The 23378-nt window shown below is 59.9% G+C and carries 20 protein-coding genes; 2 read left to right on the top strand and 18 right to left on the bottom strand.

Annotation, left to right across the window (positions count from 1 at the left end):
* Positions 1–128: 128 nt before the first annotated feature.
* From tsaB to ppc, 3 genes are all read right to left on the bottom strand, one after another.
* Positions 129–803, bottom strand: coding sequence for a tRNA (adenosine(37)-N6)-threonylcarbamoyltransferase complex dimerization subunit type 1 TsaB (gene tsaB, locus JFU37_RS07015; protein WP_201114440.1), 675 nt, complete (start codon positions 801–803; stop codon positions 129–131).
* Positions 804–889: 86 nt separating this feature from the next.
* Positions 890–1537, bottom strand: a complete 648-nt coding sequence (gene adk, locus JFU37_RS07020) for an adenylate kinase (protein ID WP_201114442.1) — start codon at positions 1535–1537, stop codon at positions 890–892.
* 289 nt (positions 1538–1826) lie between these two features.
* Positions 1827–4457, bottom strand: a complete 2631-nt coding sequence (ppc, locus tag JFU37_RS07025) for a phosphoenolpyruvate carboxylase (RefSeq protein WP_201114444.1) — start codon at positions 4455–4457, stop codon at positions 1827–1829.
* On the opposite strand from ppc, the gene JFU37_RS07030 reads away from it, so the two are divergent.
* Positions 4419–5090, top strand: coding sequence for a hypothetical protein (locus JFU37_RS07030; RefSeq protein ID WP_201114445.1), 672 nt, complete (start codon positions 4419–4421; stop codon positions 5088–5090). The genes ppc and JFU37_RS07030 overlap by 39 nt on opposite strands.
* 263 nt (positions 5091–5353) lie before the next feature.
* Here the strand turns inward: JFU37_RS07030 and JFU37_RS07035 are convergent, their stop codons facing one another.
* Positions 5354–6784: an IS1182 family transposase gene (locus JFU37_RS07035; protein WP_201111875.1), complete on the bottom strand. Its 1431-nt coding sequence runs from the start codon at positions 6782–6784 to the stop codon at positions 5354–5356.
* Positions 6785–7228: 444 nt separating this feature from the next.
* Here JFU37_RS07035 and JFU37_RS07040 point away from each other — a divergent pair, with 444 nt between their 5' ends.
* Positions 7229–7573 carry a hypothetical protein gene (locus JFU37_RS07040; RefSeq protein ID WP_034150733.1) on the top strand — a complete coding sequence of 115 codons (345 nt, stop codon included), beginning with the start codon at positions 7229–7231 and terminating at the stop codon, positions 7571–7573.
* A gap of 167 nt (positions 7574–7740) precedes the next feature.
* Here the strand turns inward: JFU37_RS07040 and JFU37_RS07045 are convergent, their stop codons facing one another.
* From JFU37_RS07045 to JFU37_RS07110, 14 genes are all read right to left on the bottom strand, one after another.
* Positions 7741–8070 (bottom strand): hypothetical protein, encoded by a 330-nt coding sequence (locus JFU37_RS07045; RefSeq protein ID WP_201114446.1) that lies wholly within the window; start codon positions 8068–8070, stop codon positions 7741–7743.
* A complete protein-coding gene (locus JFU37_RS07050; RefSeq protein ID WP_201114447.1) occupies positions 8067–8981 on the bottom strand; it encodes an alpha/beta hydrolase in 915 nt (304 codons plus the stop codon). The genes JFU37_RS07045 and JFU37_RS07050 overlap by 4 nt, the downstream gene beginning before the upstream one ends.
* Before the next feature lie 148 nt (positions 8982–9129).
* Positions 9130–10407: a flavohemoglobin expression-modulating QEGLA motif protein gene (locus JFU37_RS07055; protein ID WP_201114448.1), complete on the bottom strand. Its 1278-nt coding sequence runs from the start codon at positions 10405–10407 to the stop codon at positions 9130–9132.
* Positions 10408–10441: 34 nt separating this feature from the next.
* The gene (locus JFU37_RS07060; RefSeq protein WP_201114449.1) at positions 10442–10996 is read right to left on the bottom strand and encodes a hypothetical protein; all 555 of its coding nucleotides are present in this window, start codon (positions 10994–10996) and stop codon (positions 10442–10444) included.
* Positions 10997–11133: 137 nt separating this feature from the next.
* The gene (locus JFU37_RS07065; protein ID WP_201114450.1) at positions 11134–11850 is read right to left on the bottom strand and encodes a TetR family transcriptional regulator; all 717 of its coding nucleotides are present in this window, start codon (positions 11848–11850) and stop codon (positions 11134–11136) included.
* Between the two features lie 99 nt (positions 11851–11949).
* Positions 11950–13452, bottom strand: coding sequence for a lysine--tRNA ligase (lysS, locus tag JFU37_RS07070; RefSeq protein WP_201114452.1), 1503 nt, complete (start codon positions 13450–13452; stop codon positions 11950–11952).
* 111 nt (positions 13453–13563) lie between these two features.
* A protein-coding gene (gene prfB, locus JFU37_RS07075; RefSeq protein WP_095920368.1) for a peptide chain release factor 2 occupies positions 13564–14659 on the bottom strand; the annotation gives its coding sequence in 2 pieces (ribosomal slippage) (positions 13564–14586 and positions 14588–14659; 1095 coding nt in all).
* A gap of 248 nt (positions 14660–14907) precedes the next feature.
* Positions 14908–15909: a response regulator gene (locus JFU37_RS07080; protein WP_201114454.1), complete on the bottom strand. Its 1002-nt coding sequence runs from the start codon at positions 15907–15909 to the stop codon at positions 14908–14910.
* 48 nt (positions 15910–15957) lie between these two features.
* Complete coding sequence (cheB, locus tag JFU37_RS07085) at positions 15958–16968, bottom strand: chemotaxis response regulator protein-glutamate methylesterase (RefSeq protein WP_201114457.1); 1011 nt, start codon at positions 16966–16968, stop codon at positions 15958–15960.
* Positions 16965–19265: a hybrid sensor histidine kinase/response regulator gene (locus JFU37_RS07090; RefSeq protein ID WP_201114458.1), complete on the bottom strand. Its 2301-nt coding sequence runs from the start codon at positions 19263–19265 to the stop codon at positions 16965–16967. Before JFU37_RS07090 ends, cheB begins: the two co-directional genes overlap by 4 nt.
* The gene (locus JFU37_RS07095) at positions 19262–19945 is read right to left on the bottom strand and encodes a chemotaxis protein CheW (protein ID WP_201114460.1); all 684 of its coding nucleotides are present in this window, start codon (positions 19943–19945) and stop codon (positions 19262–19264) included. Before JFU37_RS07095 ends, JFU37_RS07090 begins: the two co-directional genes overlap by 4 nt.
* Positions 19942–21207 (bottom strand): CheR family methyltransferase, encoded by a 1266-nt coding sequence (locus tag JFU37_RS07100; RefSeq protein ID WP_201114462.1) that lies wholly within the window; start codon positions 21205–21207, stop codon positions 19942–19944. The genes JFU37_RS07095 and JFU37_RS07100 overlap by 4 nt, the downstream gene beginning before the upstream one ends.
* Positions 21204–21740: a chemotaxis protein CheW gene (locus tag JFU37_RS07105; protein ID WP_201114464.1), complete on the bottom strand. Its 537-nt coding sequence runs from the start codon at positions 21738–21740 to the stop codon at positions 21204–21206. Before JFU37_RS07105 ends, JFU37_RS07100 begins: the two co-directional genes overlap by 4 nt.
* On the bottom strand, positions 21740–23362 hold the full coding sequence (locus JFU37_RS07110; RefSeq protein ID WP_201114467.1) for a methyl-accepting chemotaxis protein: 1623 nt from the start codon (positions 23360–23362) through the stop codon (positions 21740–21742). The genes JFU37_RS07105 and JFU37_RS07110 overlap by 1 nt, the downstream gene beginning before the upstream one ends.
* Positions 23363–23378: the final 16 nt, after the last annotated feature.

The raw sequence follows: 23378 nt of genomic DNA on the forward strand, positions 1-23378 counted from the left end.
GGCGAGGGGATTTATCCCCGTTCGACTGCGAAGCAGTCGCAGACCAGCCTGCCCGTGTGCCTGATGAAATCTGGGGTCGCTTCGCAACCCAACGGGGATAAATCCCCTCACCACAAAGCAACCGGGGATCAACGCGCCTTAGGGGTCGCGACCTTGTCGCGCAGATAAACCGGCTGCGCCTCATCCGCCACTATCGCCTCACCGCGTTCCCAGGCAAACCGCGCCAGGGTCAACAAGTCTTCGGCGTGGGGCAACATGCCCGCCTCTTGCCCGGTCAATTTGACGGCGATGCGCTCGGCATACCCCCAACCGGTGCCCGCGCCAAACCATTCGCCGTTGGCATCCGCCGGCAATGCCGCCGCTTCCGGCGGCAACACGGCCTCATTGCCGACCAGTCGCATCTCCCCTGCCGTCTCGCGGTAGCAACCCCAATACACTTCGTCCATCCGCGCATCGATGGCGGCCGCCACCTGGCTCACGCCATGCTCGCGATACGCCCGCTGCGCCAGCACCGCCAGGTTCGACACCGGCAGTACCGGGCGATCCAGCGCAAACGCCAGGCCTTGCACCACACCAATCGCAATCCGCACACCGGTGAAAGCCCCGGGCCCACGGCCGAAAGCAATGGCGTCGACCGCTTGCAGGGTGGTCCCGGCGTCGGCGAGCAATTGCTGAATCATCGGCAGTAGCTTCTGCGCGTGCAGGCGCGGGATCACCTCGTAATGGCTCGTGACTTTGCCATCATGCAGCAAGGCAACGGAGCAAGCTTCAGTCGCGGTGTCCAGGGCCAGCAAGGTGCTCATCGATGTATCCGTAAGAGAGGTCAGAAAAAGTGCGCCAGTATAAACAACTACGGCCCGCAAGCGGGCCGTAGAAGATGAAGCGGTTTTCAGCTCAGCGCTTCAAGCACCTTGTCGGTAATCGCTTCAACCGAGCCAACGCCAGCAATGTGGCTGTATTTCGGCTTGCCCTGATCCGCGGCCAGGTTCTGGTAGAAGGCTACCAGTGGCTTGGTCTGGGAGTGGTAGACCGACAGGCGATGACGCACGGTTTCTTCGGTGTCGTCCTTGCGCTGTACCAGGTCTTCGCCGGTGATGTCGTCCTTGCCGGCAACTTTCGGCGGGTTGTAGACGGTGTGGTACACGCGGCCACTGGCTTCGTGAACACGACGACCGGCGATACGCTGAACGATTTCTTCGTCATCGACGGCGATTTCGACCACGTTGTCCAGTTCGACGCCGGCTTTCACCAGGGCTTCGGCCTGAGGAATGGTGCGCGGGAAACCGTCGAACAGGAAACCGTTGGCGCAATCGGCCTGGCTGATGCGTTCCTTGACCAGGTTAATGATCAAGTCATCGGAGACCAGACCGCCGCTGTCCATGACGCTCTTGGCGATCAGGCCCAGCTCGGTGCCGGCCTTGACCGCGGCACGCAGCATGTCGCCAGTGGAGATTTGCGGAATGCCGAATTTCTCGGTGATGAACTTAGCCTGAGTACCTTTACCGGCCCCGGGAGCTCCCAGCAGAATGACGCGCATCGATGTGCTCCTCAATTTTTTATATAGATAACGTCAGATTCGCCTCGTGGGGCCAATCTCAAAAATAGGGTCGTGGCCGCCCAAACGGCCAGAGGCTGATCAAGATACACAGCAGGCCCTGAGCACACAAGCCGCCGAAAGTCGGAGAAACCTACGCCTGATGTGACCTTTCAATGGGGTACCCCAAGTCGCAACCCCATCATTAACTGTCGCCTGACAGCACTTTTCAGCCCCTCGCCCTCAGGCGCTCGACGCTCGCGCCGGGTGCCTTCCCCCACGACGAAAAACCTTAGCCGGTATTGCGCAAACCGGCGGCAATCCCCGCTACAGACACCAGCAACGCCTGTTCTACCGGGCTGCCTTGTGCCACTTCCTGTTGCCGTGAACGGGCCAACAGTTCGGCTTGCAATAGATGTAGCGGGTCGAGATAGGTGTTGCGCAGGCGGATGAATTCAAGGGTGTCAGGGCTATGTGCCAGCAGCTGCGACTGACCAGTCAACCCCAGGACCACTGAACACGCCTGCGACAATAGGTCGCGTAAATGCGCACCCAAAGGCAACAAATCTGGCTCAACCAAGCGTTCATCGTAGGACCGGGCGATATCGGCATCGGCCTTGGCCAGTACCATTTCCAGCATATCGATCCGGGTCCGGAAGAACGGCCACTGCTCGCGCATCTGCCCCAGCAACTCGCCCTCACCGCGCTCCAGCGCCTTGCTCAGCGCCGCTTCCCAGCCAAGCCACGCTGGCAGCATCAAGCGAGTCTGGGTCCAGCCGAAGATCCATGGGATTGCCCGCAGGCTTTCGATCCCGCCGGCGCGGCGCTTGGCCGGGCGGCTGCCCAGCGGCAGGCGGCCCAATTCCTGTTCCGGCGTGGACTGGCGGAAATACTCGACGAACTGGGGGTTTTCCCGCACCACCGCACGGTAAGCGCTGACGCCGTCTGCAGCCAATTCGTCCATCAAATGACGCCACGCAGGCTCCGGGGGTGGCGGTGGCAGCAAGGTCGCCTCCAGCACCGCCGCCAGGTACAGGTTGAGGTTTTGTTCGGCGATGTCCGGCAGGCCGAATTTGAAGCGAATCATTTCGCCCTGCTCAGTTGTGCGGAACCGCCCGGCCACCGAACCCGGTGGCTGCGACAGAATCGCCGCGTGCGCCGGACCACCGCCACGGCCCACGGTGCCACCGCGACCGTGGAACAACAGCAGCTCCACTTGTTGCTCGCGACAGATATCGACCAGCCGCTCCTGCGCCCGATACTGCGCCCAGGCGGCTGCGGTGGTGCCGGCGTCCTTGGCCGAGTCGGAGTAGCCGATCATCACTTCCTGCGGCCCTTGCAGGCGCGCGCGATAACCCGGCAGCAGCAACAGTTTTTCAATCACCGGGCCGGCGTTGTCGAGGTCGGCGAGGGTTTCGAACAGCGGCACCACGCGCATCGGCCGCAAGACGCCAGCCTCTTTGAGCAGCAGTTGCACAGCCAGCACATCGGAAGCGGCGCCAGCCATGGAAATCACATACGAACCGAGCGAAGCCCCCGGTGCGGCTGCGATTTCCCGGCAAGTGGCGAGCACTTCGGCGGTGTCGGCCGAGGGCTTGAAGTACGCCGGAAGCAATGGCCGACGGTTATTCAGTTCACGCATCAGGAAGGCAATTCGCTCTTCCTCGCTCCAGTCCTCATAGCGACCGAGGCCCAGGTAATCGGTGATTTCAGTCATGGCCGCGGTATGGCGCGACGAGTCCTGACGCACATCGAGGCGCACCAGGAACAAGCCGAACGTCACCGCCCGGCGCAGGCAATCGAGCAATGGACCGTCCGCGATAACACCCATGCCGCACTCATGCAGCGACTCGTAACACAGTTCCAGCGGATCCAGCAGGTCGCGGTTGTTTTGCAGCACATCGGCGGTCGCCGGCGTAGCACTCGCCAAGGAAGCGTGAGCCCAGTTCCGGGTGGCACGCAGACGTTCACGCAACTGTTTAAGCACCGCGCGATAGGGTTCTGCGCTGTCTCCGGCCTTGGCTTTAAGCGCATCGCTGGCCTGTTGCATCGACAACTCGGCGGCGAGGTGATCGACGTCACGCACAAACAAATCGGCCGCCATCCAGCGCGCCAGCAGCAAAACCTCGCGCGTCACGGCAGCGGTAACGTTGGGGTTACCGTCACGGTCGCCGCCCATCCACGAAGCAAAGCGAATCGGCGCGGACTCCAGCGGCAGATGCAACCCGGTGGCGTCATACAGGGCTTTATCGGCCTTGCGTAAATAGTTGGGAATCGCCTGCCACAACGAATGCTCGATCACCGCGAAACCCCATTTGGCTTCGTCCACAGGCGTCGGGCGTGTACGGCGGATTTCTTCGGTGTGCCAGGCTTCGGCGATCAATCGCTGCAACTTCGACTGAATCTGCTCGCGCTCGGCGCTGGTCAGGTCGCGATGATCCTGCGCGGCGAGTTGCGCGGCGATGGCGTCGTATTTCTGGATCAGCGTGCGCCGAGCGACTTCAGTGGGGTGAGCCGTCAACACCAGCTCGATTTCCAGGCGCCCCAATTGTCGGGCCAGGGAGTCGGCGCCATGGCCTTCAGCACGCAGGCGAGCGAGCAATTCCGGTAGCACCCGTGCCTCGAACGGCGCTGGCTGCGACTCTTCGCGGCGGTGAATCAGCTGATATTGCTCGGCGATATTGGCCAGGTTGAGAAACTGGTTGAACGCCCGCGCGACCGGCAGCAACTCGTCTTCACCCAATTGATTGAGACTGGCGCTCAGTTCAGCGTCCATCGAGCCACGACGGTCGGCCTTGGCGCCCTTGCGGATCTGCTCGATCTTGTCGAGAAAATCGTCCCCGTACTGCTCACGAATGGTGTTGCCCAACAGTTCACCCAACAGGTGAACATCCTCGCGCAAGCGTGCATCAATATCGGTCATCTGCCGTTCTCCAGCGAAAAATCCGGGTGTGCTTCGTCGTTAGAGAGTGCCGCCGTAAGGCGGTTCTTACAAGCGGGCGACGATGGTAATGGTGTTCACTTAAGAGATTTTTGGGATTGGGATTGGGTGTATATCCATTTCTTCGGTAGCGGCTGCTGGCGGTTTCGCTTTTACAGCGAGTCACTTTCGAAAAGCGCGAAAGTAACCAAAGCGCTTCTGCCCCTCCATTCGGTGCCTCGCCTAGGCTCGGCATGCCCTCACTCCGGCATTGCTCCGGGGGCCCGCCGCCATCGGCCATCCATGGCCGGGGGCGGCTACCGCGGCATCCTTGCCGCGGTGCCCCCTGCGCAACGCCTGCGTTCGGCCTCTGGGAAAGGGGCGGTAGATCTGAAGCAACAGCAAGATCAAGATCAAGATCAAGATCAAGATCAAAAGATCGCAGCCTTCGGCAGCTCCTACAGGGGGAATAGTGCGCTCTGTAGGAGCGAGCTTGCTCGCGATGAATTCGAAGGCAACGCATTTTTCCAGACAGTACGCGTTATCGTTCACGTCCATCGCGAGCAGGCTCGCTCCCACAAAAAGCAGATCGGCGTATCGCTTTGGCTGTTCACCACTCAACAGGCCGAGCGTTAGCTCGCCTGCGGCTTTTGATCTTGAGGCACCGCCCCCTCGAGAGGCCGAGTGGAGGTTCTGCGTAGTGGGCAACCCGGCATGGATGCCGGGTTAGCCGCCCCCGGCCCAGAGTGTGTAAAAACGGGCTCAAACATCGTCGGCGCGTGCGCCGACGAGTGTTGGCTGGCTCATTAAACCAAAAGCGTTTTTCGTAGCTCCAGCCCGTTATCAAGGGGCCTCTGGCGGCGCATCACAGCTCGTCTACCAGACAAAACGGGGGCTTTTCAGGCCGCCAGCGCTTTCATCAGATTCTGCGCACCGAGGATTTTCATCACCCTTTTCAAGTTGTAAGCGAGCACATTCAAGCTCATTTCGGTGCTCACCCCGGCAAGTCGTCGGGTCAAAAAGTGCGTCGCACCCATCCATTGTTTGAGCGTCCCGAAAGGATGTTCAACTGTCCGTTTGCGGATCTTCATCATCTCCGGCGCTTCGTCCAGGCGGACCTGCATCTCCTCCAGCACCGCTTCATGTTCCCAGCGACGAACCTTTCGCTCTCTGGCCGGTGTGCATTGCGCCTTTATCGAGCAGGACCGACAGTTCGAGCTCCAGTAACTGTTCAGCGTCTTGCCATTATCGACGCAAGCGTTGCGCCAGGTCAGCACTTCCTTGGCGGGGCAGACGTACACGTCTTTGTCCGCGTCGTAGATGAAAGCATCATTGTTAAAGCGGCCATCGAATTTGGCCCGCGAGCTCTGCGTCTTCGGCACATACGCGGTAATCGCTGCTTCATGGCAGGCAAGGATCTCCCCGCTTTTGTAATACCCGCGGTCAGCCACCACCGACAACGATTCGAGTTTCATCGCCTCACGGGCCTGCACCGCCATCGAACTGAGCTGATCACGGTCGTGGCCCACATTGGTCACTTCGTGCGCAACGATCAGGTGGTGCTTGGTATCGACCGCGGTCTGTACGTTGTAACCCACGATGCCTTTACCGCTCGTCATCATCGAGCGGGCGTCCGGGTCGGTCAGCGAGACCTGCTTATCCGGCGATGTCTCAACTTGAATTTCTATCTCCTGAAGCGCTTTCATTTGCTCCTTGAGTTTGGCGATTTTCTCTTCCAGGCCGCCGCTTTTTGGGTCCGAGGGCTTGGGCTCTTCACGATCAGCGGCATCCAGTGCCTTCAGATAACGGGCAATGCTCGATTCGATTTCTTCCATCCGCTTCTTCAGCTTGGCGCTGGTAAAGTTGCGGTCGCGGTGGTTCACCGCCTTGAACTTGCTGCCGTCGATGGCAATCAGGTTTTCCGAGAAAAGCCCTAGTTGCTGGCACAGCACAACAAACTGGCGGCAAACGCCTCGAATGGCCTTGCCGTTGTCCTTGCGGAAGTTGGCGATGGTCTTGAAGTCCGGCATCAGGCGACCGGTCAGCCACATCAGCTCGACGTTGCGCTGCGCCTCGCGCTCAAGGCGTCGGCTCGACTGAATACGGTTGAGATAGCCGTAGATGTAGATCTTCAGCATGACGGCGGGGTGGTAGCCCGGTCGGCCCGTTTCAGCTGGGACCGCGCTTTCAAAACCCAGGGTGATCAGGTCGAGCTCATCCACGAAGACATCGACAACGCGCACCGGATTGGTGTCGCTGACGTAATCGTCCAGGCTCTCGGGGAGCAAGGTACTTTGACCTCGGTGTTCACCTTGAATGAAGCGTTTCATGGCTAACCCTTACGATGAAATCCCGGGAAATCATAGCAAGGGTTGGCTTGGATTTTTACACACTCTGGGCCATGGATGGCCGATGGCGGCGGGCCCCCGGAGCAATGCCGGAGTGAGGGCATGCCGAGCCTTAGCGAGGCACCGAACGAAAGGGGCAAGAGCGTTTGGTTACTTTGCGCTTCTCAAAGTGACCCGCCGTAAGGGCGGAACCATTAGCAGCCATCACCAAAAAAACGGATATACACCCAAAAAAGCCCTCACGTGAACCCGCCCTACAAATACGCACGCCCAAAGCACCGAGGCAAAGGGAACAGCATCAGACGACGAAGGGACTTTAAACCTTGGGCGTTAAAGCTAGTCTGAAGAGTAAGCCGCATAACGGCTGCCGCCGGCCACCGCCGGACACTCACAGCCTGCCACGAGCAGGTGCGCAATGAGGTTTTTATGAAAATTCGCGAGCTTGCCCAGCATTGGGAAGAAAACGCCAAGGGTCGCTTGACCGAGACGGGTTACACGATTCATCTGGATGTGGAAGCCGCCGCCCGGCTGGCGGCGATTACCGAGATGTACCCGAAACGCCAGCCTGAAGAACTGCTCGGCGAGCTGATCGGCGCCGCGCTGGAAGAGCTCGAAAAAAGCTTCCCATACGTGAAAGGGTCGACCGTCGTGGCCACCGACGAAGAAGGCGATCCGCTGTACGAAGACGTCGGTCCGACGCCGCGCTTTCTCGCGTTATCCCGTCGTCATTTGCACGATTTGTCGGCGGGCAATGACAAGCAGAAACACTGATTCCCTCCCGCCAACAAGGTTGTATGTAGGAGCGAGCTTGCTCCGGGCGGCGTTCCGACGATGGACTTCACAGCAACGCGTTTACCAGTGATCACGCGTTTTCGTTAACGACCATCGCGAGCAAGCTCGCTCCTACATTATTGGGTTGTTGGCGACCACAGAATGGGTTACGGCTCCAGTTTCTGCGGCGTTTCCTGCCCCATGCAGCGCACGGCTTTTTTCTGCCCGTTGACCAACACGCCGCTCAGGCCTTTTTGTTCGGTGTCGAACAGCACCAGTACGCCATCAATGCATTGGGCCACTTGTGCAGCGGGTTCCAGAGAAACTTTGTAATCCTCGCCCGGCACGGTCTTGAGCATGGTGAAGTCGCTGAGCAGCAACGCATCCTCAGGCTTGGCGAAGTGCAGGTAACCGTAGAACCACAGGGCACCGACGGTACCGAGGATGCTGCAGATACCCGTGATGATCAGCGGGATGGCGTTACGTTCTTCACTCATTTCAGGCTCTCTGGTGGTTCATCTTCTGAATTCGGCGGCGCCGGGTAATTCGGGGTTTCGGCCAGTCGGCGCAGGCCGTTGAAATGCTGCGGGTCATCGAGGTAGCGCAGCATGACTTTGCGCCAGACCGGCTCGGCGAACGTCTGCACATGCCCTCCTCGGGTCAGTTGCAGCACCCGCGGCGGCGGCGCAGCTTGATACAGACGGATGCCGTTGGAAAGAGGCACGAGCGGATCGTCGATGCTGTGGTAGATCAGTTTCGGCACGCCGTTGAGCTGCGCCATCGAGTTGATCGCGCTGTCACCGTCCGGTACCAGCCAGGACAGCGGCACCTGGAACGCCCAGGTCACCCATGAATTGCTCAGGGCAAACTGGCCGACACTGCGGTAACTGGCGGGCACGCCGTCGAGCACTAAAGCCTTGAGCTGTCGCTGGCGCTCGGGATGCTGGACCAGGTAATGCACGGCCATCGAACCACCGAGGCTCTGGCCCAACAGGATCAGCGGTTTGCCTTTGACCTCAGGGGCCTGGTCGAGCCATTTGAATGCAGCGTCGATGTCCTGGTAGATCGCCGGCAAACTCGGTTCGCCTTCGGACAGGCCATAACCGCGATAGTCCACCAGCAACACCTGATAACCCGCCTTCGGCAACCACCAACTTCCGCCCAGGTGCATAGGCAGATTGCCGCCGTTGCCGTGCAGGTGCAGCACCGTGCCTTTGACCTCGACGCCTTTCTTGGCCGGCAGCCACCAGCCGTGCAGCTTGAGGCCATCAGCGGTGATCAGGGTGACGTCGCGGTATTCGAGCTTGGCTTTTTCCGGGGTAAACAGCTGACCGGGGTCGGGGTAGAACAGCAAGGAGCTGCAACCGCCCAGGGTCAGGAGAAGGCAGAGGATGCCGAGGATTCTCATCCGTTGAAACCTCGCAGAAATTGTAGTTGGAACACAAATCAAATGTGGGAGCGGGCTTGCTCGCGAAAGCGGTGTGTCAGACAACAGAGATGTTGAATGTTAGACCGCATTCGCGAGCAAGCCCGCTCCCACATTGGGGTCCGCGTCGTTAGAGTATATTGGAGTAATCCGCTTCGATCCGGTCCAGGCTCAGGTGGTTGAGGAAGTTGGAGAAGCACATCCACGCCGACAATGCGTTCATGTCGCGGAACTGCTCCGGCAAATATTTCGGCGGCACCACCAACCCTTCATCCACCAATTGCCGCAACGTCCGCATGTCTTCCAGCGTCGTCTTGCCGCAAAACAGCAAGGGTATTTGCTCAAGCTTGCCTTTACGCACGGCCAACTGAATGTAGTTGTAAACCATGATAAAGCCCTTGAGGTAGGACAAGTCTTTGGTAAATGGCAGACCTGTCGGCACCGACCCGCGGAAAACCCGACTGGCGTTGCCGTAGCTTTCCGCCATTTCAAAACCCTGCTCGCGGAAGAACTCGAAGATCTGCAAGAAATCGGCGCCCTCTTCCACCATGTGAATGGCGCGCGTGCGGTTGGTCAGTTTGCGCAGGCGACTGGGGTAGGAGGCGAAGGTGATGATTTCCATCAGGATCGCCAGACCTTCCTGAGTCACCGTCGACGACGGCGGCCCTTTGGACAGGAACGTGCAGATCGGCTGGTTCAGACCATTGAGCGTGGTGCCCACATGCACCAACCCTTCGTGAACTTCCAGGGCGCGCACGTCGCGGTCGTTGAACATCGCGTCAGCGCGGATCTTGATGTAGTCGGCACCGGCCGCCGCATCGGCGACGATCCCGTCGGATTCGAACACCCGAATCGTCTCTTCGGCTTCGCCAAAGACCTTGTTCAACCGGGTTTGCAAGAGATGCACGGCCTCTTTGGCGGAGAGCGTCTTGGGCTCATCCTTCAGGTCGCCACGGCCATCAATGTTGTTCAAGTAATCCGACAGCATCAGCCCCAGGTCGGCCAACGTCGGGTCGCCAGCATGGAAGGCATCGGACGCGGCGCCGTAAAGTTCCTGGGAAATCAGCCCGAAGTCCTCGGTGCCGCGCGCTTCGAGCATGCGCACCACCATCCGGTACTCCTTGCACATGCGGCGCATGATCTGGCCAACCGGATTGAACTGACCGAGCTGACGGGTGATGTCACGCTCGATGTTCTGGAATTCCAGTTTCACTTTGCTGGAGTCGAAGGACAACGGCCGATTCAGGTAGTAATCGCGGTCCACTGCCGGCATTTCCTTGCCCTTGGCCTTGAGGAAACCCTTGCGAATGTTCTCGTCCCATTTGACCGCGTCGAGGACGCGAATCGGCGTCTGCGCCAGCACAATGCGATCGGACAAAATGCGTATCGTCTGCTGGTAATCGTCCACCCGAAACTCCTGTAGAAAAACCGTTAGTACTGGGTTATTTGGCTTTGGCCAGGCGCTGATAACGCACTGCTTCGACGAACACATCGGAATTGGCCGGATCGTCGAGGTAGGCGAACACCTGTTCCAGGTTGCTGTTGATCAGCACACCGTCGCCGTCATCAGTCTGGAAGCCTTCGCCGCTGAGGACTTTCTGCCCCAGGGCCTGATTGATCTGCTCGAGGTCGAGGTTGTAGACCACCAATTCATGCTTTTCGTTGAGCTCGAAACCGGCAATCGTGAAATGCCCGCCGAACTGCGTCGGCACTTTCGCCGACAGATACCAGCGATCACCATGGTGCGACACCGTGAACGGGTAGGCTTCTCGCTCCTTGGGTTTGGCCTTGAAGTAACTGACGGCCTGATAGTGATTGTCGCCAAGACGCGTCAGCTCAAGATTCATCGGCTCGCCCCAGGCGTTGGTGCTGGTCCACTTGCCGAGCAAGCCTTTTGGCGCGGGCTCGCCGCCGGGCAGAGGCTCCTTGAAGGTCACCAGGCAGCCACTGAGCAGCAGGCAGGACAAGGCGATCACAACGACACGCCAGGCTTTCATTCAACACTCCCTATCGATACAGCGCGCTTTTGTAGGAGCTGCCGAAGGCTGCGATCTTTTGATCTTGCTTTACATAGGTATCAACAAGATCAAGATCAAAAGATCGCAGCCTTCGGCAGCTCCTACCGGGGATTGAGTTACACCGACGCCAATACCAGGTGCATGTAGCGATTGAGGATACCGAGCATTTCCGCTTCGGCCACAGGCTCGGCGTTGTTGAGCAGGCCCTGATATTCCATCCGTCCGATAATCGCCGTCAACACTTTGGCATCCTGTTGTGGCTCGCGTGAACCCAATACCTGTAAAAGCTGGCACGTACCCTGTAGAAGAATTTGCTGATGCGAACGCACCAACACGGCAAGACGCGGGTTAAGCAGCGCTTCCTGGCGGAACGCCTGTTCTGCCATCAAGTGTTCACGCCGGTTGATCAACTGGCGGTGAACATAGTCCGCCATCAACCGCGCAATATCATCCGCCAGTTGCGAGCGAGACTCGGGGCCGCCGTCGCCGCTGTCCACCATCTCGCGCAACAGGATTTCGGTGTTCACCCATAGCTTGGCCATGAACGCCGCACTGCGTTCCACATATTGAGCGAAGGTATCGGTGAGCAAGTCATCGATATCCTTGAAATAGTAGGTGGTGGCCGATAACGGCACACCGGCCTCGGCGGCGACCGCCCGATGACGCACGGCCCGTACCCCCTCGCGCACGACAATACGCATCGCCGCATCGAGAATGTCCTGTCGACGCTGTTCGCTGCCCTGTCGGCTGGCCTTGCGCCCCTGGTACTGAACACTTTCAGCGACCGCAGTGGCGACGCCCGCTGCACCTACTTGAGCAATTGCACGATTCACGACAGGTCATTCCTCTCTGCTTTAAGCAACAAATTGATACGTTTGTACCAGACAGGCAATAAAAAGCCGCCTGAGCAGGCGGCTTTTTAATTGGAACACTTACGCTTGCGGCCGCATATGCGGGAACAGGATCACGTCGCGGATCGACGGTGAGTTGGTCAACAACATCACCAGACGGTCGATGCCGATACCTTCGCCGGCCGTTGGCGGCATGCCGTACTCCAGAGCACGAACGAAGTCGGCGTCGTAGTGCATGGCTTCATCGTCACCGGCGTCCTTGTCGGCCACCTGAGCCATGAAGCGCTCGGCCTGGTCTTCCGCGTCGTTCAACTCGGAGTAGGCGTTGGCGATTTCGCGACCACCGATGAACAGCTCGAAACGGTCGGTGACGTTCGGGTTCTCGTCGTTACGACGGGCCAGCGGCGACACTTCGAACGGGTACTGGGTAATGAAGTGCGGCTGTTCCAGCTTGTGCTCGACCAGCTCTTCGAAAATCATCACCTGCAACTTGCCCAGACCTTCGAAGCCCAGCACCTTGGCACCGGCCTTCTTGGCGATGGCGCGGGCCTTGTCGATGTCGTTCAGGTCCGCCGCGGTCAGCTCAGGGTTGTACTTGAGGATCGAGTCGAACACCGACAGACGCACGAACGGTTCGCCGAAGTGGAACACCTTGTCGCCGTACGGAACGTCGGTGCTGCCCAGAACCAGCTGCGCCAGTTCACGGAACAGTTCTTCGGTCAGGTCCATGTTGTCTTCGTAGTCGGCGTAAGCCTGGTAGAACTCCAACATGGTGAATTCAGGGTTGTGACGAGTCGAAACACCTTCGTTACGGAAGTTGCGGTTGATCTCGAACACTTTCTCGAAGCCGCCCACTACGAGGCGCTTGAGGTACAACTCAGGCGCGATACGCAGGAACATGCCCATGTCCAGCGCGTTGTGATGCGTTTCGAACGGTTTGGCCGCTGCGCCACCCGGAATGGTTTGCAGCATCGGCGTTTCCACTTCCAGGAAGTCACGCTGCATCAGGAAGCTGCGGATGTGGGCGATGACTTGCGAACGCACGCGGAACGTCTGGCGCACGTCTTCGTTGACGATCAGGTCAACGTAACGCTGGCGGTAGCGTTGCTCGGTGTCGGTCAGGCCGTGGTGCTTGTCCGGCAGCGGGCGCAGGGATTTGGTCAGCAGGCGCACGGTGGTCATTTCGACGTACAGGTCGCCCTTGCCGGAACGGGCCAGGGTGCCTTCGGCGGCAATGATGTCGCCCATGTCCCAGGTTTTCACCGCGGCCAGGGTGTCTTCGGACAGGGTTTTACGGTTGACGTAAACCTGGATGCGACCGGTCATGTCCTGGATCACCATGAACGAGCCACGGTTGAGCATGATGCGACCGGCAACCTTGACCGGGATTGCAGCCTCTGCCAGCTCTTCCTTGGTCTTGTCCGCGTACTGTTTCTGCAAGTCATTGCAGTAGTTTTCGCGGCGGAAGTCGTTCGGGAAGGCATTGCCCTTGGCGCGCTCGGCAGCAAGCTTTTCCTTGCGCAGGGCGATCAGGGAGTTTTCTTCCTGTTGCAGGGCTTGCGGGTCGAGTTCTAGGTCGCTCATGTCTTTAAAAATTCCATCACAGGTTCGTTGCCCCCAGCCTTCGGCTGGGGATCGCGGGCAAGCCCGCTCCTACAAGATCGCGCCGAGTCAGCGGATCCTGTATTGCATGCGTTACAGGCCTTGTTTCAGGCTGGCCACCAGGTATTCGTCGATGTCGCCGTCGAGCACCTTGTCGCAGTCGCTGCGTTCGATGTTAGTGCGCAAATCCTTGATTCGCGACGCATCGAGTACATACGAGCGGATCTGGTGACCCCAGCCGATGTCGGACTTGGTGTCTTCCAGGGCCTGGGAGGCGGCGTTGCGTTTCTGCACTTCCTGCTCGTACAAGCGCGCCCGCAACATTTTCATCGCGGTGTCTTTGTTGGCGTGCTGGGAGCGTTCGTTCTGGCAGCTGACCACGGTGTTGGTCGGTACGTGCGTAATACGGACGGCCGAGTCGGTGGTGTTTACGTGCTGACCACCGGCACCGGAGGAGCGGTAGGTGTCGATGCGCAGGTCCGACGGGTTAATGTCGATTTCGATGTTGTCATCGATTTCCGGCGACACGAACACGGCCGAGAACGAGGTGTGACGGCGGTTGCCGGAGTCGAACGGGCTCTTGCGCACCAGACGGTGCACGCCGATCTCGGTACGCAACCAGCCAAAGGCGTATTCGCCCTTGATGTGCACGGTAGCGCCCTTGATCCCGGCGACTTCACCGGCGGACAGTTCCATGATGGTCGCGTCGAAACCGCGTTTGTCAGCCCAGCGCAGGTACATGCGCAGCAGGATGTTGGCCCAGTCCTGGGCCTCGGTGCCACCGGAGCCGGCCTGGATGTCCAGGTAGGCGTTGTTGGCATCCATTTCACCGCTGAACATGCGACGGAATTCGAGTTTTTCCAGCGACTCGCGCAGGCGCTCGACTTCGGCAGCGACGTCATCGACGGCGGCCTGGTCTTCTTCTTCAGCGGACATCAGCAGCAGGTCTTTGGCGTCGGCCAGGCCGGAGTGCATTTCGTCGAGGGTTTCGACGATCTGCGCCAGCAGGGACCGCTCGCGGCCCAGTTCCTGAGCGTACGACGGGTTGTTCCAGACAGACGGATCTTCAAGCTCGCGATTGACTTCAGTCAGACGCTCATGCTTTTGATCGTAGTCAAAGATACCCCCGAATAGTTTCGGAGCGCTCGGACAGGTCCTTGATACTGTTAAGGATCGGGTTGATTTCCATGGCGGGCAGCACTCGTTGGCGAACTTTTGAAAGCCGGCGAGTATAACGTAATCAGGCTGTCACGGCAGCCCGCCTGGCGGCTTTAGCGGCGAATGGTTTTGAGCGGCGCGGTGCACCTGTAGGAGCTGCCGAAGGCTGCGATCTGTTGATCTTGATCTTGATCTTGATCTTGATCTTAATCTTAAAAAGCAAGATCAAAAGATCGCAGCCTTCGGCAGCTCCTACAATAGATGGCGTTCAACCGTGCGTTATTCGATCCCCACCTGATTACGCCCATTGTTCTTCGCCAGATACAGCCCCTTGTCCGCAGCAAGGATCAACTGACGACAATCGCTGCCCGGTTGCGGGGTCATGGTCGAGAGGCCGATGCTGATGGTCAGGTTCGAACCTTCGGCCGGGAAAATATGCGGAATGTTCAGCGCCGCCACGGTCTGGCGGAGTTTTTCCGCTACCAGCCGCGCACCGCCCGGCGAGGTATTGGGCAGGACCAGGGCGAATTCCTCGCCACCGTAACGGGCCGGCAGGTCCGAAGGCCGTGCGCTGGCGTCACGAATCGCTGTGGCTACCTGGCGCAGGGCTTCATCGCCTTCGAGGTGGCCGAAACTGTCGTTGTAGGACTTGAAGTAGTCCACATCAATCATCAGCAGCGACAATTGACTCTGGTCACGCAACGAGCGTCGCCATTCCAGTTCCAGGTATTCGTCGAAGTGGCGACGATTCGACAGCCCGGTCAGGCCGTCTGAGTTCATCAAACGCTGTAGCACCAGATTGGTGTCGAGCAACTGCTGCTGACTCACTCGCAACGCACGGTAGGCCGCATCACGTTGCAACAACGTCATATAGGAGCGTGAGTGATAGCGAATGCGTGCCACCAGTTCGATATTGTCCGGCAGCTTGACCAGGTAATCATTGGCCCCGGCCGCGAACGCCGCGCTCTTGATCAGCGGGTCTTCCTTGGTCGACAGGACAATGATCGGAATGTTCTTGGTTGCCGGGTGATTGCGGTACTCGCGCACCAGGCTCAGGCCATCGAGGCCAGGCATGACCAGGTCTTGGAGGATCACTGTGGGCTTGATGCGGATCGCCTGGGCAATGGCCTGGTGCGGGTCGGCGCAGAAGTGGAAATCGATATTTTCTTCGTTCGACAACCCGCGGCGCACCGCCTCGCCGATCATTGCCTGATCGTCCACCAACAACACCATGGCGGCGTTTTCGTCGGTCTTGAAGTCGTCGAGCTGTAAGTCATTCATGTGCGGTCACCTGAGTACTACTTGGGCCACAATTGCTGTGAAAAGTGTTCACTTGGGGAAAATCTCCAGCAATCGTGGCGCTATCTTGTCCAGTGGGCGAATTTCCACTGCGGCATCAATGGCGGCTGCCGCCTTCGGCATACCATATACCGAACTGCTTTGTTGGTCCTGAGCGATGGTCAGGTAGCCCTGTTGGCGCATGAGTTTAAGCCCTTGGGCGCCATCGCGCCCCATCCCGGTGAGCAAAACACCCACGGCATCTCCGTTCCAGTAACTGGCCACGCTTTCGAAAAACACATCAATCGAGGGACGATAGATCTCGTTGACCGGTTCAGCGGTGTAGGCCAGCGTTCCATTTTTCAACAAGCGAATATGGTGGTTGGTGCCGGCCAACAGCACGGTGCCAGCCTGCGGCGGCTCACCCGCCTCGGCCAGACGCACGTTCAAGCCACTGGCGCTGCTCAGCCATTCGGCCATGCCGGCGGCGAATACTTGATCCACATGCTGGACCAGCACGATGGCCGCTGAAAAATCCCGTGGCAGCCCCTTGAGCAAGACTTCCAGCGCGGCCGGGCCGCCGGCGGATGAGCCGATGGCCACCAGGCGCTGGCGCGAGCCCGAACTGCGCAATGGGCCTGGCGCCGGGCGCGGCTGACTGCCCTTTTCACCGATCAGCCAACCGATGTTCATGATCTTGCGCAACAACGGCGCCGCCGCTTCCTGCGCATTACCGGCTCCGAGCGCCGGCGTATCGACCACATCCAGCGCCCCGTGGCCCATCGCCTCGAACACCCGGTGCACGTTCTGCTGACGATCGACGGTGACCACCACGATGGCGCACGGGGTCTCGGCCATGATCCGTCGGGTCGCCTCCACACCGTCCATTACCGGCATGATCAGGTCCATCAGGATCAGATCCGGGGTGTTTTCGGCGCAACGCTGTACGGCCTCCGCCCCATTGCTGGCCACCCAGATCACCTGATGCGCCGGTTCAAATGCCAAGGCACGGCGCAGAGCCTCTACCGCCATGGGCATATCGTTGACAATTGCGATTCTCATGCCCGCGCTCCTCCTATGAGCTCAACCACTGCATCAAGCAGGGCGTCGTCGTGAAAACTGGCTTTGGCTAGATAATAGTCGGCTCCAGCGTCCAGTCCACGACGACGATCCTCTTCACGATCCTTGTAAGACACCACCATAACCGGCAGGGATTGCAGTCGATTGTCCCGGCGCAATAAAGACACCAGTTCGATGCCATCCATGCGCGGCATATCGATGTCGGTGATCAGCAGATCGAAATCCTCCGAACGCAGCGCGTTCCAGCCATCCATTCCGTCGACCGCCACGGCCACGTCATAGCCGCGGTTGAGCAACAGTTTGCGCTGCAACTCGCGCACCGTCAGTGAATCATCGACCACCAGAATCCGTTTGCGCGCCGCTTCAACCACCTGATTGCCGTGACGCGCAATGCGCTCCAGCCGCCCGGTGTTGAGCAATTTATCCACCGAACGCAGCATGTCTTCGACGTCGACGATCAGCACCACCGAACCGTCGTCGAGCAAGGCCCCGGCAGAGATGTCCTGGACTTTGCCCAGTCGCTCATCCAGCGGCAATACGACCAACGTCCGCTCGCCGATAAAACGCTCCACCGCCACGCCGTAAATCGCATCGCGCTCGCGGATCACCACGACTTTCAGGGTTTGCTGGGGATCCTGGCTGGCCGGACGCTGCAACAGTTGACTGGCTGCGACCAGCCCGACATGTCGACCTTCGTACCAGAAATGCTGGCGACCCTCGACCTGAACGATGTCTTGCGGCGCCAGGTCGCACATGCGTTCGATGTGGGCCAGCGGAAAGGCGTACGCCTCGTCGCCGACTTCCACCACCAGACTGCGCACCACCGACAGGGTCAGCGGCACTTCGAGATGGAAGCGACTGCCCTCGCCCGCCGCCTGCTCCAGCACCACCGCGCCGCGCAATTGCCGGACCATGTGCTGAACCGCATCCAGACCAACGCCACGCCCGGAGACTTCAGTGACCTTGTCGCGCAGGCTGAAGCCTGGCAGGAACAAGAACGTCAGCAGCTCTTCCTCGCTCAACTGCGCGGCGGTTTCAATCGGCGACAGCTGCCGTTCGATGATGCTACGGCGGACCTTTTCCAGATCCACACCGTTGCCGTCATCGCTCAGTTCCAGCACCAGCAGACCGGCCTGGTGAGAGACGCGCAAGCGGATCAAGCCTTCAGCCGGTTTGCCGGCGAACAGCCGCTGCTCCGGGGATTCGATTCCGTGGTCCACCGCATTGCGCAGCAAGTGCGTCAGCGGCGCTTCAAGTTTTTCCAGGACATCGCGGTCAACCTGGGTCTTTTCGCCCTCGATCTCCAGCCGCACCTGTTTGCCGAGGCTGCGACCCAGGTCGCGAACCATCCGCACTTGCCCGGTCAACACATCGGCAAATGGCCGCATGCGACAGGCCAGTGCCGTATCGTAGAGCACCTGCGCCCGTTGGCTGGCCTGCCAGGCAAACTCATCCAGCTCGGCGTTTTTTTCTGTCAGCAATTGCTGGGAGTCCGCCAATAACCGGCGGGCATCCTCAAGGGCTTCTCGCGCTTCCAGGCTCAACGCCTGATCCTTGAGATGGACGTTGAGGTTCTCCAGGGCCCGCAGGCCGTTGTTCTGCATACGCTTGAGGCGTTGCATGGTCGCCAGGTGCGGTTTGAGCCGAAGGGTTTCCACCAGGGATTTGCTCGACAGATCGAGCAGGCTGTTCAGGCGCTCAGCGGTAACTCGCAATACGCGCTCACCATTTTCGGTGGTGCGCCGGGCCTTGTGCAGGGACTCGACCGGTGCAGCGGCTGGCGATTCGACGACCGAAATGGGCAGGTCAACGTTGGCTACTTCGGATTCGGGCTCGGCCATGAACGGCGTAATCGGCGTAATCGGCGTGCTGATCGGCGCGGCGAGCGCCTGCGGATCCAGTAACCGAGCCATCAAGGCTACATAAGATTCGATATCCGCCGGCGCGGGCGCGTTATTCGGCGTCGCGATGCGCATCAATAAATCGGTGCCTTGCAGCAAGGCATCGATGTGCTCGGGCCGCAGATAAAGACGCCCTTCCTGGGCACTGACCAGGCAATCTTCCATCACATGCGCAACGCTGACCCCGGCATCGACACCGACGATCCGCGCCGCGCCCTTGAGCGAGTGCGCCGCACGCATGCACGATTCGAGATGACCGGCCTGGGTCGGATCGCGCTCAAGGGCCAACAGTCCTGCGCTCAGCACTTGGGTCTGGGCCTCGGCTTCCAGGCTGAACAGTTCGAGCAAAGAGGCGTCGCGCATTTGCTCGGGGGTCATGTGAGGCTCCGGGTCACGGCGGACAATAGCTGTTCTTCATCCAGCCAACGCAGGCTGCGACCTTTGAATTGCAACACGCCGCGGGTGTATTTGGCACTGGCCTGAGTACCGGACTGAGACGCAGCCTCGAGAACGCGCTCGTCAATGGCGTGAATCCCGTCCACTTCGTCCACCGGCACCACCACCGGGCCGCCGTGGGCCGCGATGATCAGCATCCGCGGCATGACTCGCGCGCCAGACGCCACGCTGCTCGCACCGTCGAGCCCGAGCAGCTCCACCAGCGACAAACAGGCCACCAACGCCCCCCTCACATTGGCAACGCCGAGCAAGGCCCGGGAACGTTGGTGCGGCAAGGAGTGAATCGCTTGCAGCGGCGCCACTTCCACCAGACTGCGCGTCGCCAGGCCTAGCCACTCTTCCCCGAGACGGAACATCAACAGTGAGCGGGTTACAACGTCGGTCTCAACCGCCGTGGAGACTTCCCCGCGATCCTCCTGTTGCAATGCATAGCGGTCGAGCAAGCGCGTTGCGGCGGCTGAATACACCGCGCAATTGCGACAGTGAATATGCGCTGTCAGCAGTGGGCAGGACTTGTCGCCGTGGATACCGATGCGGTTCCAGCAGTCGTCGATGGCCTGGGCATTTTCATGGGTGACGCTAAAGGCATCGGAGGCGATCATCGTTTACGCTCACTGTCAGCGACGCGTTCACTGCGGGCGGCGCGTTCCTGCAATCGTCTGGCGCCCGCCGTATCGCCCTGGGATTGCAGCAACGCCGCCAGGTGCATCAACGCGTCGGGATGTTGCGGTTCGAGGTAAAGCGCCTTGCGATAAAAACCCTGGGCCTGCAGGGCACTGCCGGCGACATCGCTGAGCAACCCCAGCCAGTAAAACACCTGAGCCACCGGTTCGTGACTGCGCAGGTAGCTTTCGCAGGCGGTGCGGGCTTCGGCGCTTTTGCCTTCGTTGGCGAGGGTCGCGATGTTGGCCAGCAAGGTGGTGGCGTCCGCTGCTTTCGGGGTGACGGCTGGCGGAGTGAGGGTTGCAAACGGGCGATTGCGCACGGGCAACGACGTCACGCTGCGTACCGGTAGGCGTACGGGCAGCGGCGTCGGAACGAACGTCGAAACAGGCTCAGGCTCCGGCGCACGCTGACGACTGAAGGCAAAGGACTGCGGGATACCAATCGAGCGCATGCCGAAGCGACCCAGCAAACTACCCTCGGACGGGCCGATGAACAGCACGCCGTCGACGTGGGTCAGACGTTTGAGCACTTCGAACACCTGTTGCTGGGTCGGCTGATCGAAATAGATCAGCAAGTTGCGGCAGAACACAAAGTCATAGGCCGGCTCACTGGCGAGCAAGGCCGGATCGAGCAGATTGCCGACCTGCAAACGCACTTGTTCAAGCACTCGCCCGCTGAGGCGATAGCCTTCATCTTCGGCACTGAAATGACGATCGCGAAAGGCGATGTCCTGACCGCGAAACGAATTTTTGCCGTACAGCGCGCGCTTGGCTTTTTCCACCGACAGCGGGCTGACGTCCATGCCTTCGACCTTGAACTGATGCGGCTTGAAACCCGCATCGAGCAAGGCCATGGCGATGGAGTACGGTTCTTCACCCGTGGAGCACGGCAGGCTGAGAATCCGCAGCGCGCGCATGTTGTTGATCTCGGCCAGCCGCTTGGCAGCCAGTTTCGCCAAGGTAGCGAAGGATTCCGGGTATCGGAAAAACCAGGTCTCGGGAACGATCACCGCTTCAATCAGCGCCTGCTGCTCGTCCTGAGAACCTTGCAGGGTGCGCCAATAGTCATCGGCCGTCAGCGCCTGAGACGCCGTGCTGCGCTGGCGCACGGCGCGCTCGATGATTGCCGGTCCGACGGAGGTCACGTCGAGGCCGATGCGTTCCTTGAGGAAATCGAAAAACCGCTGATCGGTGCTCATGGCCGCTCCTCAAGCTGCGCCACGTCCAGAGGGGGCGACGGAAACAGCACGCCGCGAACCCGCTCATCGAGCAAATCGGCGACGCGCACCCATTGCAACAACCCCTGAGCGTCTTCACGCACCGGCCCGAGGTACGGCGCCTGGCGATTGTCCAGGCCATAGGGCTGAAAGTCCGCCGGGTTGCAGCGCAAGGTGTCGGTGGCCTGCTCCAGGATCAGCCCGAGCAATCGAGCCTCGGTGCTCTCACCCGGACGGTAATTGACCAGCACCAAACGCGTGCTGGTGCGAGCCTGGGCCGGCTCGCCGAACGTCAATGCACTGAGGTCGATCACCGGCACTACGGCGCCACGATACGCGAACACCCCAGCGACCCAGTCCGGCGCGCGGGCGATCGGCTTCAAAGGCAGACGCGGCAGCACTTCCGCCACCTCGATAGCCTGTAAGGCAAAGCGCTCGCTGCCGATGCGGAACACCAGAAACAATGCTTGCAACGCCGGCTTCACGGCGGTGCGTTTGGCCGTGAGTTCGCTCATCAGACTTTGAATCGCGAAACGCCGCTACGCAGTCCCACGGCGACCTGACTCAGTTCGTCGATGGCGAAACTGGCCTGGCGCAGGGACTCGACGGTCTGGCTGCTCGCATCGCCCAACTGCACCAGCGCGTGGTTGATCTGTTCGGCACCGGTGGCCTGGGCCTGCATGCCTTCGTTGACCATCAACACCCGCGGCGCCAGCGCCTGAACCTGATGGATGATCTGCGACAACTGCTCACCGACCTGCTGCACTTCGGACATGCCGCGGCGCACCTCTTCGGAGAACTTGTCCATGCCCATCACCCCGGCCGACACCGCCGACTGGATCTCACGCACCATCTGCTCGATGTCATACGTGGCGACGGCCGTCTGGTCCGCCAGACGCCGTACCTCGGTGGCGACCACGGCAAACCCGCGACCGTATTCACCGGCCTTTTCGGCTTCAATGGCGGCATTGAGGGACAGCAGGTTGGTCTGGTCGGCGACCTTGACGATGGTGACCACCACCTGGTTGATGTTGCCGGCCTTCTCGTTGAGGATCGCCAGTTTGGCGTTGACCAGATCGGCCGCGCCCATCACCGAGTGCATGGTCTCTTCCATGCGCGCCAGGCCTTGCTGCCCGGAACCGGCCAGCACCGAAGCCTGATCGGCGGCGGTAGAGACTTCGGTCATGGTGCGCACCAGGTCTCGCGAGGTGGCGGCAATTTCACGGGAGGTCGCGCCGATTTCGGTGGTGGTGGCCGCCGTTTCCGTGGCAGTGGCTTGTTGTTGCTTGGAGGTAGCGGCGATCTCGGTGACCGACGTAGTGACTTGCACCGAGGAGCGCTGGGCCTGGGACACCAGGGACGTCAGCTCGGTCATCATGTCGTTGAAGCCGGTTTCGACGGCGCCGAACTCGTCCTTGCGCTCCAGGTTCAGGCGGCCGCTAAGGTCGCCGGTGCGCATGATTTCGAGGATCTGCACGATGCGATTCATCGGCGCCATAATTGCGCGCATCAACAGCAAACCGCAGAGGCCGGCGGCTAATACCGCGACCAGCAGCGAAATGCCCATGCTGATTTTTGCGGTGATCACGGCGTTATCGATGGCCACTATGTCCTGATCCGCCACCACTTTGTTTTCGTGAATGATGTCATTGAGCTTCACGCGACCTGCCGTCCAGACTGGAATCAGCTGATCGTTGAATAGCTTGATGGCCTCCGCTGCCTGATCGCGCTTATGCAAATCGAGCACGGCCGTCAGTGCCTTGTTGTAGTCGGCATAGATTTTTTCAAAAACAATGAACTCAACCTTGTCTTCATCCGTGGTGATGGTTCCGCGATAGCTGTTCATCTCCTCTTGCAGCTTCGCCTCGAAGTTTTTGTAGTCTTCTGCATCCTCAGCGCTGATGCCCTGCCCTTGCTTCAAGCCCAGCAGCTCCTGGGTCTGAATAAAACTTTCGGACCAGGCGCCGCGAATCATCGAGCTGTAATACACCCCGGGAAGCGCGTCGTCACGAACGCTTGCTTCGCTGGTTTCGATCTTCAACAGACGGGAATACGAGACGACGACCATCAGCAACATGATGGCGATAATTACCGCAAAGCTCGCCAAGATGCGTTGGCGCAACGTCCAGTTCTTCACAGTCAGTCCTCGGGGT

The organism is Pseudomonas sp. TH41 (assembly GCF_016650695.1).
Classification (GTDB): domain Bacteria; phylum Pseudomonadota; class Gammaproteobacteria; order Pseudomonadales; family Pseudomonadaceae; genus Aquipseudomonas.

What these genes read in the sequence shown, in the direction of transcription:
- tsaB (WP_201114440.1), bottom strand. Translation starts at nt 803, where the DNA reads ATGAGCACCTTGCTGGCCCTGGACACCGCGACTGAAGCTTGCTCCGTT.
- adk (WP_201114442.1), bottom strand. Translation starts at nt 1,537, where the DNA reads ATGCGCGTCATTCTGCTGGGAGCTCCCGGGGCCGGTAAAGGTACTCAG.
- ppc (WP_201114444.1), bottom strand. Translation starts at nt 4,457, where the DNA reads ATGACCGATATTGATGCACGCTTGCGCGAGGATGTTCACCTGTTGGGT.
- JFU37_RS07035 (WP_201111875.1), bottom strand. Translation starts at nt 6,784, where the DNA reads ATGAAACGCTTCATTCAAGGTGAACACCGAGGTCAAAGTACCTTGCTC.
- JFU37_RS07040 (WP_034150733.1), top strand. Translation starts at nt 7,229, where the DNA reads ATGAAAATTCGCGAGCTTGCCCAGCATTGGGAAGAAAACGCCAAGGGT.
- JFU37_RS07045 (WP_201114446.1), bottom strand. Translation starts at nt 8,070, where the DNA reads ATGAGTGAAGAACGTAACGCCATCCCGCTGATCATCACGGGTATCTGC.
- JFU37_RS07050 (WP_201114447.1), bottom strand. Translation starts at nt 8,981, where the DNA reads ATGAGAATCCTCGGCATCCTCTGCCTTCTCCTGACCCTGGGCGGTTGC.
- JFU37_RS07060 (WP_201114449.1), bottom strand. Translation starts at nt 10,996, where the DNA reads ATGAAAGCCTGGCGTGTCGTTGTGATCGCCTTGTCCTGCCTGCTGCTC.
- lysS (WP_201114452.1), bottom strand. Translation starts at nt 13,452, where the DNA reads ATGAGCGACCTAGAACTCGACCCGCAAGCCCTGCAACAGGAAGAAAAC.
- JFU37_RS07080 (WP_201114454.1), bottom strand. Translation starts at nt 15,909, where the DNA reads ATGAATGACTTACAGCTCGACGACTTCAAGACCGACGAAAACGCCGCC.
- cheB (WP_201114457.1), bottom strand. Translation starts at nt 16,968, where the DNA reads ATGAGAATCGCAATTGTCAACGATATGCCCATGGCGGTAGAGGCTCTG.
- JFU37_RS07090 (WP_201114458.1), bottom strand. Translation starts at nt 19,265, where the DNA reads ATGACCCCCGAGCAAATGCGCGACGCCTCTTTGCTCGAACTGTTCAGC.
- JFU37_RS07095 (WP_201114460.1), bottom strand. Translation starts at nt 19,945, where the DNA reads ATGATCGCCTCCGATGCCTTTAGCGTCACCCATGAAAATGCCCAGGCC.
- JFU37_RS07100 (WP_201114462.1), bottom strand. Translation starts at nt 21,207, where the DNA reads ATGAGCACCGATCAGCGGTTTTTCGATTTCCTCAAGGAACGCATCGGC.
- JFU37_RS07105 (WP_201114464.1), bottom strand. Translation starts at nt 21,740, where the DNA reads ATGAGCGAACTCACGGCCAAACGCACCGCCGTGAAGCCGGCGTTGCAA.